This window comes from Streptomyces sp. NEAU-YJ-81 (genome assembly GCF_017592595.1).
Lineage (GTDB): Bacteria > Actinomycetota > Actinomycetes > Streptomycetales > Streptomycetaceae > Streptomyces > Streptomyces hygroscopicus_B.
Window position 1 is genome coordinate 1,111,041 of record NZ_JAGFNO010000001.1, and the last position, 13,168, is coordinate 1,124,208.

The following is a 13,168-nucleotide window of genomic DNA, read 5'->3' on the forward strand; positions in this document are numbered from 1 at the left end:
ACGAGGAAACAAGTCGTGGGGGAGCTGTGACCGTCACTGTGCCCGGAACCGAATCCACCGACACCAGCGCAGCGGCAGGGCCCACCGAGGCCGCCGGAGCCGCGGAAGCGCTGCGTCCACACGCGGAGGACGCCTTCGCCGACGAGCTGAGCGCGCTCGCCGCCGCCGACGACCGTCCGCGTCCCGCGCGGTGGCGGCTGTCGCCGTGGGCGGTCGCCACCTATCTGCTCGGCGGCACGCTGCCCGACGGCACCGTGATCACACCCAAGTACGTGGGCCCGCGCCGCATCGTCGAGGTTGCCGTCACCACCCTCGCGACCGACCGCGCCCTGCTGTTGCTCGGCGTGCCCGGCACCGCCAAGACGTGGGTCTCGGAGCATCTGGCGGCCGCGGTCAGCGGCGACTCGACCCTGCTGGTCCAGGGCACCGCCGGGACGCCCGAGGAGGCCATCCGGTACGGGTGGAACTACGCCCAGCTCCTCGCCCATGGCCCGAGCCGCGACGCGCTCGTGCCGAGCCCGGTGATGCGCGCGATGACGGAGGGCATGACCGCGCGCGTGGAGGAGCTGACGCGCATCCCGGCCGATGTGCAGGACACGCTGATCACCATCCTGTCCGAGAAGACGCTGCCGATCCCGGAGTTGGGGGAGGAGGCCCAGGCGGTCCGCGGATTCAACCTGATCGCGACCGCCAACGACCGCGACCGCGGGGTCAACGAACTCTCCAGCGCCCTGCGCCGCCGCTTCAACACGGTCGTGCTGCCGCTGCCCGCGACCCCGGAGGACGAGGTCGACATCGTCTCCCGCCGCGTCGCCCAGATCGGCCGCTCGCTGGAGCTCCCGGAGCTTCCGGAGGGCGTCGAGGAGATCCGCCGGGTGGTCACGGTCTTCCGCGAGCTGCGCGAGGGAGTCACCGGCGATGGCCGTACGAAGCTGAAGTCGCCCTCGGGCACGCTGTCGACGGCCGAGGCCATCTCCGTGGTCACGGGCGGCCTCGCCCTCGCCGCCCACTTCGGCGACGGCGTGCTGAGGGCGGGCGATGTGGCCGCGGGCATCCTGGGCGCGGTCGTCCGCGACCCGGCGGCCGACCGCGTCATCTGGCAGGAGTACCTGGAGACCGTGGTCCGCGAGCGCGACGGCTGGAAGGACTTCTACCGCTCGTGCCGAGAGGTGACCGCGTGACGGGCGCCCCGCGGGCGCGGGCCGCCGGCCCGCTGCTGCTGGGCGTGCGCCATCACGGGCCCGGGTCGGCGCGGGCGGTGCGGGCGGCGCTGGAGGCGTGCGCACCGCGCGTGGTGCTGATCGAGGGGCCGCCGGAGGCGGACGCGATCGTGGGGCTCGCCGCCGAGAAGGACATGCGTCCGCCCGTCGCGCTGCTCGCCCATGCCGCGGACGACCCGGGGCGCGCCGGATTCTGGCCGCTGGCCGGGTTCTCCCCGGAGTGGGCGGCCATCCAGTGGGCGCTGGCCCACGAGGTCCCCGTACGGTTCATCGACCTCCCGGCGGCCAACTCGCTGGCCATGTCGGCGAAGCAGACCCCGGCGGGCGCGCCCGCTCCGGCGGGGCCGCCCGCCCCGGCGGCCACGCCCGACCCGGCCGGTTCGCCCACTCCGGCCGGTCCGTCCACACCGGCCGCTCCGGGCGATCCGGGCGATCCGGTGGACCCGGGCGGCCAGATCGCTCCGGGCGGCGTCGGCTCCGCCGAGCGGCTGCGCGTCGATCCGCTGTCCGTCCTCGCCGAGGCGGCCGGATACGACGACCCGGAGCGCTGGTGGGAGGACGTCATCGAGCACCGCGGCACCGGTGGCGTGGAGGCGTTCGCGGCCGTGGCGGAGGCCATGGAGGCGCTGCGCGCCGAGTACGGGCACGGCGGGCACGAGGACGACGCCGTGCGCGAGGCCCATATGCGGCTGCGGCTGCGCGATGCGCGGCGGGAGTTCGGGGACGAGGTCGCCGTCGTCTGCGGGGCCTGGCACGTACCGGCGCTGGGGGAGCGGACCACCGCGACCGCCGACCGGAAGCTCCTCAAGGCGCTGCCCAAGGTCAAGGCCGAGATCAGCTGGGTGCCCTGGACACACCGGCGGCTGGCCCGGCACAGCGGATACGGGGCGGGTATCACCTCGCCGGGCTGGTACGACCATCTCTTCCACGCCCCGGACCGGCCCGTTGAGCGCTGGCTCACCAAGGTCGCCGGGCTGCTCCGGGACGAGGACTTCGCGGTGTCCTCGGCCCATGTCATCGAGGCCGTAAGGCTCGCCGAAACGCTGGCCGCGATGCGCGGACGTCCGCTCGCCGGGCTCGCCGAGACCCTCGACGCCGTAAGGGCGGTGATGTGCGAGGGCTCCGATGTGCCGATGGCGCTGGTGTGGGACCGGCTGGTGGTCGGCGACGTCCTGGGCGAAGTGCCCGAGTCGGCTCCGGCGGCGCCGCTCCAGCGCGACCTGACGCGCACCCAGCGCTCGCTGCGGCTCAAGCCCGAGGCGCTGGAACGGGAGCTGGAGCTGGACCTGCGCAAGGAGACCGACGCCGGGCGCAGCCGCCTGCTGCACCGGCTGCGGCTGCTCGGAGTCGACTGGGGCAGCCCGGCCGTCTCCCGAGGCAGCACCGGCACCTTCAGGGAGACCTGGCGGCTGCGGTGGGAGCCGGAGCTGTCGGTGCGGGTCGCCGAAGCGGGGGTGTGGGGCACCACGGTGCTGTCGGCGGCCACCGCCAAGGCGGAGACCGAGGCCCGGAGCGCCAAGGGGCTCGCCGAGGTGACCGAGCTGGCCGAGCGCTGTCTGCTCGGCGCGCTCTCCGGGGCCCTTCCCGTCGTGATGCGCTCACTCGCCGACCGGGCCGCGCTCGACGCGGACGTCGGCCATCTCGCCCAGGCCCTGCCCGCTTTGGTGCGCTCGGTGCGCTATGGGGACGTACGGGGCACCGACACCGCCGCGCTCGGCGAGGTCGCGGTGGGGCTGGCCGAGCGCATCCTGGTCGGGCTGCCGCCCGCCTGCGTCGGCCTCGACGCCGACGGCGCCGCCGAGATGCGCGGCCATATGGAGGCCGTGCACCGGGCGATCGGACTGCTGTCGGAGACGAGGGCAGAGCCTGAGACCGGGATAGAGCCTGAGCTGGGGACCGGGCCAGAGCCCGGGACCGGGACACGGCCAGAGCCGGGGCCCGGGGCAGAGCCGGAGACCTGGCCGGCGGCAGAGACGCGGCCGCGGCCGCGGACCCACACGCGCACGGCGGAGGCGCGAGCGGCCGGGGTCGGCGCCGCCGACGGCCTGCGGGGGCGCTGGGCGGCCATGCTGCGCTCCCTCGCCGGGCGGGACGGCACCCCCGCCACCCCCGGGCTGATCCGGGGCCGCGCCGCGCGGCTCCTGCTGGACGATGCCCGGCTCGCCGAGGACGAGGCGGCCCGGCTGATGGGGCTCGCGCTCTCGCCCGGCACCGAGCCGTCCGAAGCGGCCTCCTGGATCGAGGGGTTCATCGGCGGCGGTGCGGGCGGCGGCATGCTGCTCGTCCACGACGAGCGGCTGCTCGGCCTGGTCGACCGCTGGCTGATGTCCGTCCCCGCCGAGGCGTTCACCGACGTCCTGCCCCTGCTGCGGCGCACCTTCTCCGCGTACGACACGGGCGTGCGCCGCACCCTGGGCGAGCTGGTCCGCCGGGGCCCCGCGGCCGAGGGGCACTCCGGCGGTCAAGGCGCCCCCGCCGCACCCGGCTTCGGCCCCGGGTTGGACGCGCACCGCGCGGCGGCCGTCGTCCCGACGGTGCGCCTGCTGCTGGGCCTCGATCCCGCCCTGTACGGCAACGACACCATGGAGGCAGCCCGATGACACACGGTGACGCTCGCGGCGACGCCGACCTTCACGGCGACGCCGACCTTCACGGCGACGCCGACCTTCACGGCGACGCCGACCCTCGTGGCGAGGCCGACCACAACCACGGTCGCGGCCAGGGCGATCAGGAACGGTTGCGGCGCTGGCGGCTGGTGCTCGGCGGCCAGGGCGCCGACGGCACCGGCTGCTCGCTCAGCGGGACCGACGCCGCCATGGACCGCACCCTCGAAGTCCTCTACGGCTCCGGGGGCGGTGACGGCCGCGGCGGCGGTGGCACGGTCGCCGGACGCAGTGGCGGCCCCCAGGGCGCGGCGAGCGGTGCGCGCTCCGGCGGGCTCGGCGGCTCCGCGCCCCAAGTGGCCCGCTGGCTCGGCGACATCCGTACGTACTTCCCCACCTCCGTCGTCCAGGTCATGCAGCGCGACGCCATCGACCGGCTGGGGCTCTCCGCCCTGCTGCTGGAGCCGGAGATGCTGGAGGCCGTTGAAGCGGACGTCCATCTCGTGGGCACCCTGCTGTCCCTCAACAAGGCGATGCCGGAGACGACCAAGAACACCGCTCGGGCCGTCGTCCGTAAGGTCGTCGAGGATCTGGAGAAGCGGCTGGCGACCCGCACCCGCGCCACCCTTACCGGTGCGCTCGACCGCTCCACCCGGATCAGCCGCCCGCGCCACCGGGACATCGACTGGGACCGCACCATCCGGGCCAACCTCAAGAACTACCTGCCCGAGCACCGGACGGTCGTCCCCGAGCGGCTCATCGGATACGGGCGGGCGGCGCGCGGGGTGAAGAAGGATGTGGTGCTGTGCGTCGACCAGTCGGGGTCGATGGCCGCGTCCGTGGTCTACGCCTCGGTATTCGGCGCCGTGCTCGCCTCGATGCGTTCCCTCGCCACCCGGCTGATCGTCTTCGACACCTCCGTGGTCGACCTGACCGACGAGCTCGACGATCCGGTGGACGTCCTCTTCGGCACCCAACTCGGCGGCGGCACCGACATCAACCGCGCGCTGGCCTACTGCCAGTCGAAGATCACCCGGCCCGTCGACACCGTCGTCGTCCTCATCAGCGACCTCTACGAGGGCGGTATACGCGAGGAGATGCTGGGGCGGGTCGCCGCGATGAAGGCGTCCGGGGTGCAGTTCGTGACGCTGCTCGCGCTGTCCGACGAGGGGGCGCCGAGTTACGACCGCGAGCACGCGGCGGCGCTCGCCGCGCTGGGCGCGCCCGCCTTCGCCTGCACCCCCGATCTCTTCCCGGAGGTGATGGCGGCGGCCATCGAACGACGCCAACTGCCTATACCGGACATGGCGATCCATCAGTGATCCGGGGCTTGCGCCGACCCCTGTGGGTCGTGCAAGGATCAACCCCGTCGCCCAGGACGTAAATCCAGCCATCCGGTTGGCGATGTCGTCCTGCTCAGTGCGGCCTCAAAGCCATATCGCCACGCTTATGTGCCCGTCGTACGCCTCGTAGGTACGCCCCGTACTCAGGGAAGGCCCCGCTCGTGTCTGTCGTGTCCGCCATGCCTGTCACCGTGCGCCTGCCGCGCACGGTGGCCGCGCGGCGGGCGCTGCTGGCGGCGCTCTTCCTCGGTGGCTTCCTGGCCCTGGCGTTCCTCTTCGGCGGCAGCGCTCACGCCGCCGAGCGGAGCGAACAGGGCGCCGCTACCGGCGCGTCGGCCGACCGTTCCGCCGTCTCCGGGCTGCTCGACCCCTCGGGCGTCGATCGGGCGCGGCAGCAGGTGGAGCGGCACGCACCGCCCGTGGTGGGGCGTACCACTCACACGGCACAGGACGTCGTACGGGAGACCGTGCGGCCCATCCAGGAGCCGGTCGAGCGGGAAGCACAGAAGATCACCAAGCCGATCGACGATCTGGTCGGCGACGCCACCAGCGGCGAGCTGCCGGTGCGGCTGCCCGACGTCGGCATCGGTGACGCGATCGGCCTGGGCTCCTCTGGCTCCATGGCGGACCACGGCCCGGCCGCCGAGCACCACGCGGCCAAGGCCGAGCCGGTGACGGTGCACAAGGCGGCGCCCGCCGCCGCGGAGCCGATGGGGCCCGTGGCCCACACCCCGGCCGTCACCACGCACCACGACGCGGCCGCCTTCCACGCCGGGCACGGCCCCGTCGTCCGGGCGGCAGCCTCCGGCACCGGTCCGGACGGTGGCGCCCCGGCGCCGCTGCCCCTTCCGCGGTCCCCGCTCGGGGCCACCTCCCAGTGCACCGGCGACAGCGGCGCTTCCCGTGGTGGGAACACCCAGGCCGCTCTTCCGCCGTCCGCCGCGGCGTCGTTCGGGCTGAAGCCCGGCACGGTCCGCGCGGAGAGCTCGGCGCCGACGCGCGAGCGGTTCAACGAAGTCCTCGAATTCCCCGGCTAGGGCAGACCTCACCCCCGTCTGTTGAGACCTGCCGCGCGGGGGCGGGTCAGGTCTGCCCGTCCGACACCCCTCTTGACTTCGAAGGACTTCCTCCACCATGCGCAACAACCTTCGCCGCTCCATCCTCGTAGCCGCTGCCGCCACCGGTATCTGGGCCCTCGGTTCCGCCGCCGCCAACGCCGCCGAGAACCCGGCCGTTCCCGCCACCGACGGTGTCACCAGCACCGTGGACGGCGTCACCAAGACGGTGAACAAGACCCTGCCGACCGACAAGGTGTCCCAGACGGTCGACGGCGTGACCGGTGGCGTGGCCGACACCTCCAAGGTCACCGACACCGCGAAGAAGACCGTGGACGGCGCCGCCTCCACCGTGGACGGCGTCACCGCCCCCGTGCGGGACCGCGTCCCCGGCGCCGCCAACCTGCCGCGGGTCTCGGACGTCACCAAGACCGTCGAGGGCACCACCGACGGCCTTACCGGCGACGCCGCCAAGCCGGACAAGGTCGTCAAGAAGGCCCACAAGGCCGTCAAGGGCCTCGAGAAGACCGTCAAGAAGACCACCGACCTCGACCTGCCCACCGGCGAGGTCCCCGGCGTGGTGCCCAGCCTCCCCGGCCTCGGCTCGCTGCCGACCCTGCCCGACACCTCCACGCTGCCCACCGGCTCGCTGACGGACGTCGAGGGCGTCACGGGCAAGCTGCCCGCCCAGCTCCCCGCCACCCCGAAGCTGCCCGCCGCCCCGGGTTCGGCCAATGACCTGCTCGCCTGCCTCTCCGGCGCCGGCATCCGCCCGGAGGAGCTGACTGGCAAGGTCCAGGGTGTCGTCGGCACCACCAAGCCGGTCGTCGACGGTGTGGCCTCGGACGTGCTGCCGCCCGCCGTGCACCGCATCGTGGTCAAGGTCGTCCCGGTCGCGCAGCGGACCGTCGGTGACACCGGCACGCTGGCCGACGACGCCGTGGCCCGCACCACCCCGTACGTCGGCGTCGTGACCGGCAGCGCCCAGGGCTTCGCACTGGGCACCGTCTCCAACGTGGTTCCGGCCGCCCAGGACACCGTCGACCGCCTGGTGCCGGTCGTGGTGAGCGTGCCGTCCACCGCCGTCCCGTTCGCGCAGGACCTGGCGGGCACCACCGTGCCGTTCGCCCAGGACCTGGCCCTGGGCACGGTCGCGGATGCCCAGACCACCGTGGGGAACGTCAAGGACGGTGCGCTGAGCCTGCTCCCCGCGCTGCCCACCGACCTGACCGACGCGGCCAACATCCCGGCCCTCCCGGTCCTGCCGGCGGACCTGCCGACCGTTCCGGCGGACCTGTCGCAGCTCCCGGCGGAGCTCCCGACCGTTCCGGCGGACCTGCCGCAGCTCCCGGCGGACCTGCCGCAGCTCCCGGCGGAGCTGCCCACCGTTCCGGCCGAGCTCCCGCAGCTCCCGGCCGAGCTCCCGCAGGTTCCGGTGGACCTGCCCGCGGTCCCGGCCCAGCTGCCGACCGTTCCGGGCACGCTCCCGACCGTCTGATCGCCCCGGCGGGCGTACGGCGGTCACGCTATGAAGGCCGGAAAACAGTAAAACCGTAAGGCGAGCGTCATCGACCGGGCAGCCCTCGTTGGGGAGGGGGCTGCCCGGTTGTCGTATAGAGATAGATGGAAACGGTCGCGATCTGTGACTGTAATCACCGCTCCAGTGTGATCTGCGATTTAGGGCCGCACGTCCTGCGGAGATAACCTGCGAGACGGACATGCCGCGTACCCGGCGAACGTGTGCCGCCCTCGTTATAGATCGCGTCCTCACGCTGCCCCCGCGGCACGCCCGCGCAGATAACGACCGCGATATCCATGGAAAAGGGACGGACGCGCGTGGACCTGTTCGAATACCAGGCGAGGGACCTCTTCGCCAAGCACGGTGTACCGGTGCTGGCCGGTGAAGTCATCGACACGCCTGAGGCGGCGCGCGAGGTGGCCGAGCGCTTGGGCGGCCGCGCGGTCGTCAAGGCGCAGGTGAAGGTCGGCGGCCGCGGCAAGGCCGGTGGCGTCAAGCTGGCCTCCGACCCGGCCGACGCCGTGGAGAAGGCAAACCAGATCCTGGGTATGGACATCAAGGGCCACACGGTCCACAAGGTGATGCTGGCCCAGACCGCGGACATCAAGGAGGAGTACTACGTCTCCTTCCTGCTGGACCGCACCAATCGCACCTTCCTCGCCATGGCCTCCGTCGAGGGCGGCGTGGAGATCGAGGTCGTCGCGGAGCAGAACCCCGAGGCGCTCGCCAAGATCCCGGTGGACGCCATCGAGGGCGTGACCCAGGAGAAGGCCGCCGAGATCGTCGCCGCCGCGAAGTTCCCGGCCGAGATCGCGGACCAGGTCGTCGCGGTCCTGCAGAAGCTGTGGGTCGTCTTCATCAAGGAAGACGCCCTGCTCGTCGAGGTCAACCCGCTGGTCAAGACCGACGACGGCAAGATCATCGCGCTGGACGGCAAGGTCTCCCTGGACGAGAACGCCGCCTTCCGTCAGCCGGAGCACGAGGCGCTCGAGGACAAGGCCGCGGCCAACCCCCTCGAGGCGGCCGCGAAGGCCAAGGGCCTCAACTACGTCAAGCTCGACGGCGAGGTCGGCATCATCGGCAACGGCGCGGGTCTGGTCATGTCGACCCTCGACGTCGTCGCCTACGCCGGTGAGAACCACGGCAATGTGAAGCCCGCCAACTTCCTCGACATCGGTGGTGGCGCCTCCGCCGAGGTGATGGCCAACGGTCTCGAGATCATCCTCGGCGACCCGGACGTCAAGTCGGTCTTCGTCAACGTCTTCGGTGGCATCACCGCCTGTGACGCTGTCGCCAACGGCATCGTCCAGGCCCTGGAGCTGCTGAAGTCCAAGGGCGAGGACGTATCCAAGCCGCTGGTCGTGCGCCTCGACGGCAACAACGCGGAGCTGGGTCGCAAGATCCTCACCGACGCCAACCACCCGCTCGTTCAGCAGGTGGACACCATGGACGGCGCGGCCGAGCGTGCCGCCGAGCTGGCTGCAAAGTAAGGGACGAGGTCACCAGAAACCATGGCTATCTTCCTCACCAAGGAAAGCAAGGTCATCGTCCAGGGGATGACCGGGTCCGAGGGGCAGAAGCACACCCGTCGGATGCTTGCCTCGGGCACCAACATCGTCGGCGGCGTGAACCCCCGCAAGGCCGGCACCACCGTGGACTTCGACGGCGCCGAGATCCCGGTCTTCGGCTCCGTCAAGGAGGCCATCGACGCCACCGGCGCCGATGTCACGGTCATCTTCGTCCCGGAGAAGTTCACCAAGAGCGCGGTCATCGAGGCGATCGACGCCGAGATTCCGCTCGCCGTCGTGATCACCGAGGGCATCGCGGTCCACGACTCCGCCAACTTCTGGGCCTACGCGGGCAAGAAGGGCAACAAGACGCGCATCATCGGCCCGAACTGCCCGGGTCTGATCACGCCGGGTCAGTCGAACGCGGGCATCATCCCGGCCGACATCACCAAGCCCGGCCGGATCGGTCTGGTGTCGAAGTCCGGCACGCTGACGTACCAGATGATGTACGAGCTGCGGGACATCGGCTTCTCGTCCTGCGTGGGCATCGGCGGTGACCCGATCATCGGCACCACCCACATCGACGCCCTCGCGGCCTTCGAGGCCGACCCCGACACCGACCTGATCGTGATGATCGGCGAGATCGGCGGCGACGCCGAGGAGCGGGCCGCGGACTTCATCAAGGCCAGCGTCACCAAGCCGGTCGTCGGCTATGTGGCGGGCTTCACCGCTCCCGAGGGCAAGACGATGGGCCACGCGGGTGCCATCGTCTCCGGTTCCTCCGGCACCGCTCAGGCGAAGAAGGAGGCCCTCGAGGCCGCGGGCGTGAAGGTCGGCAAGACCCCGTCCGAGACCGCGCGCCTGGCGCGCGCCGCCCTGGTCGGCTGACGCCGCCACGGCTTGATGCCACGGGCCCGCACCACCCTGGGGTGGTGCGGGCCCGCGCCGTTCCCGGGCGACGGATACCCGGTGGCGGAATCGGCAAGCCACCCATACATCCCACAGCGCCATAAAAGACGCATAAGCGGACTAGTCGCGACACGGCGACCAAACCCTTGATGTGGGGATGAAACGGCTGTTATTGGCAGCATGGTCACGTGACGCAAACGACCGATCGCAGCCCGTCGGTGTCCTCACGTGACCGTTCCGCGCCCCGGCGCTCCTCCGCCATCAGGGAGGCGTTCCTCGGCGGTGTGGTCGCCGCGGGGCTCGGCCTCGGCACGTTCGCCGTGGTCGTACTGCTGCTGTGGATCACCTCCTCGTCCCCCGCCAGCAGCCCCGACGGGGCCCTGCATGTCGCCGCCGACCTGTGGCTGCTCGGCCATGGCGCCGACCTCGTGCGCACCGAGACGCTCTCCGGCCACACCGCGCCCGTCGGGCTGACCCCGCTGCTGCTCGGCATCGTGCCGTGCTGGCTGCTCTACCGGGCCGCCCAGCACGCCGTCTACCAGGCGGAGCCGGACGAGAGCGAGGGGCAGGAGGGGCAGTGGGTGCCCGCGGAGTCCGTTGTCGATTCCGAGTCCCTCGTCGATCCGCCCACCGCCTTCGCCTGGGTGACCGGCGGCTATCTGATGGTCGGCACCGCGGCCGTGCTGTACGCCTCGGGCGGGCCGCTGCGTGTCGACCTGCTCAGCGCGCTGCTGCATCTGCCGGTCGTCGCCGCGGCCATCGCCGCCGTCGGCGTGTGGACGGCCGGCGGACGGTTCCCGCTCCGCCTGCCCGGACGGGTGAACGCCGGACTGCGGCGGCTCCCCGGCGTGGGATGGACCGTACGGATGGCCGCGTCCCTGGCCGTGTCCCTGGCCGCGCGAAGCTGGTGCAGGCGCCACCGGCTGACCGCCGCGCTACGGGCCGGGACCAGCGGTCTCGTCGTCCTGCTCGGCAGCGGTGCGCTCCTTACGGCGACGTCGATGCTGAGCCACGCGGGCGCCGTACAGGTGACGTTCCTCAACCTCAGCGATGTGTGGTCGGGGCGGTTCGCGGTGCTGCTCGTGAGCCTGGCGCTGCTGCCGAACGCCATCGTCTGGGGCGCCGCGTACGGGGTCGGCGCGGGCTTCACGGTCGGCGGCGGCAGTGTGGTCGCGCCGCTGGGCATCACCTCCTACCCCCAGCTGCCGCACTTCCCTCTGGTCGCCGCGCTGCCCACGGACGGCTCCGGCGGGCCGCTGGTCTGGCTCACGGGGATCGCGGCCGGGGTCTCGGTGGCCTGGTTCATCGGGGTCGCGGCGGTGCGGCGCCCCGGCAAGGGCGAGCCCCGGCCCCCCTGGGGCTGGGGCGAGACGCTGGTGCTCGCCGGGCTGGCGGCGGGCGGCTGTGCGGCCGCGATGGCGCTGCTGGCCGGGGTCTCGGGCGGACCGCTGGGCATCGGCATCCTCGCCGACCTGGGTCCGAGCTGGTGGCGTACGGGCATGATCACGCTGGCCTGGACGGGAGTGATCGGGGTGCCCGGCGCGGTGGTGCTGCGCTGGTACCGGTTGTGCGTTCCTACCAGGGCCTCCTGGCCGGAGTGGAAGGCGACGCGGGCGGCGCGGCAGGCGTCCCGCGCACAGGCGCGTACGGAGGCGAAGGAGGCCCGTGCGGTGCGGGCCGCGGCCAAGGCGGAGGCTCGGGCGGTGCGGGCCGCGGCCAAGGCGGAGGAGGCGGAGGCTCGGGCGGCGATGCGGCCCGCGGTGGCCTCGCCCATGGAGTCCGCCGAGGTGCGCGAGGCGATGGCCGAGCCGTGGTGGCAGTGGCTGCGCCCGTCGGGCACCCAGCGCAAACGGAACCGGGACCGGGACCGGAAGCTGGAAGCCGGCGCCGGTGCGGAGGCGGGGCGGGAGACCGGTGTGGGCACGATGGCCGGGCTCGCGACCCCCGCGGGCACCCCGGACGCCGCCGGGACGGCGGACCGCCCACGCCGCTGGACGCTGAACCGGAAGCGCGCCCCCGAACCGCACCCGCAGCCGCCCGCCGAGTCCCAGCCCGCGACCCCGAACCCCCTCCGCCCGGACCTCGCACCCCCACCGGACGACACCCGCCGCGAACCGTAAGGCAGTCACAGACGAGGGTGAGCCGTCAGTCCTGGGTGCTCAGCAAGGGGCGGAGCTGCTCGGGGAGCAAGGTTTCGCAGTCGTGGCGGGAGGTCTGGGTGAGGGCGTCGTCGACGCAGGTGTAGTAGTCGTTGTAGACGACCTGGAAGCTGAACGTCGCCGCGACGATGGCGAGCGCGAGCCCGCCCGTCACCAGGCCGCTGATCGCCGCCGTCGACTGCGGCTTCGCGGGGCCGCTGCCGGGGGCGGGCAGCGGCGCCGGGGTGGCGCCCGGGGGCGGAGGCGGGGCGTTCAGGGGCGCGGCGGCGGCCGGGGGCGGCGTTGTGCGGCGCGCCTTGGCCCGTAGCGAGCTGATGCCCCAGTACAGGGCCAGCGTCCCGAGCAGCAGCGCGATCTGCGGCAGGCTGAAGAGCGCGAAGAAGAACGCCCACATGCCCGCCAGCAGCGCGTACCGGGCGCGCCGCTGGGCCGGGTCGGTGGGGTCCCAGCGCGGGCCGCTGGGGCCGGAGGGGCGGTTGGAGCCGGGGCCGGCGCCGAAGCTGCCGCCCTGGCGGCTGGGCTGACGGCTGCTCCACTGGCTGCCCCAGGCCGCAGGCTGCTGCGGTCGCTGACCGTTCTGATCGCCTTCGCCGCTCTGCCCGTCGGCGTCTTCCGGCCGGGGCTGCCACGGCTGGTCCGGCCTGCCCTCGGGCGGCGGGGCGAACGGATTGTCCTCGTGCTGGTCCCCGTTCTGCCCGCCGGGGGCCGAGGAGGACGGCGACTGCTGCTCCCGGAGCAGCGGCGTCGTACGCGACATGCGGGCGCGCCTCATCGCCGCCCCCCGGTCGTGGCGGGAGTCGGAGTGAGGTGATGAGCCGCGCGGCGGCGTCGGTCCGGCATCTGGAGTGTGTC

General features: G+C 73.0%; 9 protein-coding genes. 8 read left to right on the forward strand and 1 reads right to left on the reverse strand.

What is annotated here, in order from left to right:
- The first annotated feature begins 26 nt into the window (after positions 1-26).
- From J5X86_RS04815 to J5X86_RS04850, 8 genes are all read left to right on the forward strand, one after another.
- Positions 27-1,181: an AAA family ATPase gene (locus J5X86_RS04815; RefSeq protein WP_208515501.1), complete on the forward strand. Its 1,155-nt coding sequence runs from the start codon at positions 27-29 to the stop codon at positions 1,179-1,181.
- Positions 1,178-3,820, forward strand: a complete 2,643-nt coding sequence (locus J5X86_RS04820; protein WP_208515502.1) for a DUF5682 family protein — start codon at positions 1,178-1,180, stop codon at positions 3,818-3,820. Before J5X86_RS04815 ends, J5X86_RS04820 begins: the two co-directional genes overlap by 4 nt.
- Positions 3,817-5,145, forward strand: a complete 1,329-nt coding sequence (locus tag J5X86_RS04825; protein WP_243979251.1) for a VWA domain-containing protein — start codon at positions 3,817-3,819, stop codon at positions 5,143-5,145. Before J5X86_RS04820 ends, J5X86_RS04825 begins: the two co-directional genes overlap by 4 nt.
- A gap of 200 nt (positions 5,146-5,345) precedes the next feature.
- A complete protein-coding gene (locus tag J5X86_RS04830; protein ID WP_208515503.1) occupies positions 5,346-6,203 on the forward strand; it encodes a hypothetical protein in 858 nt (285 codons plus the stop codon).
- 97 nt (positions 6,204-6,300) lie between these two features.
- Complete coding sequence (locus tag J5X86_RS04835) at positions 6,301-7,719, forward strand: hypothetical protein (protein ID WP_208515504.1); 1,419 nt, start codon at positions 6,301-6,303, stop codon at positions 7,717-7,719.
- Positions 7,720-8,057: 338 nt separating this feature from the next.
- Positions 8,058-9,230: an ADP-forming succinate--CoA ligase subunit beta gene (gene sucC, locus J5X86_RS04840; RefSeq protein WP_208515505.1), complete on the forward strand. Its 1,173-nt coding sequence runs from the start codon at positions 8,058-8,060 to the stop codon at positions 9,228-9,230.
- A gap of 21 nt (positions 9,231-9,251) precedes the next feature.
- Positions 9,252-10,136 (forward strand): succinate--CoA ligase subunit alpha, encoded by an 885-nt coding sequence (sucD, locus tag J5X86_RS04845; protein WP_078642005.1) that lies wholly within the window; start codon positions 9,252-9,254, stop codon positions 10,134-10,136.
- A 209-nt stretch (positions 10,137-10,345) separates the two neighbouring features.
- Positions 10,346-12,277 carry a DUF6350 family protein gene (locus J5X86_RS04850; RefSeq protein WP_208515506.1) on the forward strand — a complete coding sequence of 644 codons (1,932 nt, stop codon included), beginning with the start codon at positions 10,346-10,348 and terminating at the stop codon, positions 12,275-12,277.
- Positions 12,278-12,302: 25 nt separating this feature from the next.
- Here J5X86_RS04850 and J5X86_RS04855 read toward each other — a convergent pair whose 3' ends face one another.
- Complete coding sequence (locus J5X86_RS04855; RefSeq protein WP_208515507.1) at positions 12,303-13,073, reverse strand: hypothetical protein; 771 nt, start codon at positions 13,071-13,073, stop codon at positions 12,303-12,305.
- Positions 13,074-13,168 lie beyond the last annotated feature (95 nt).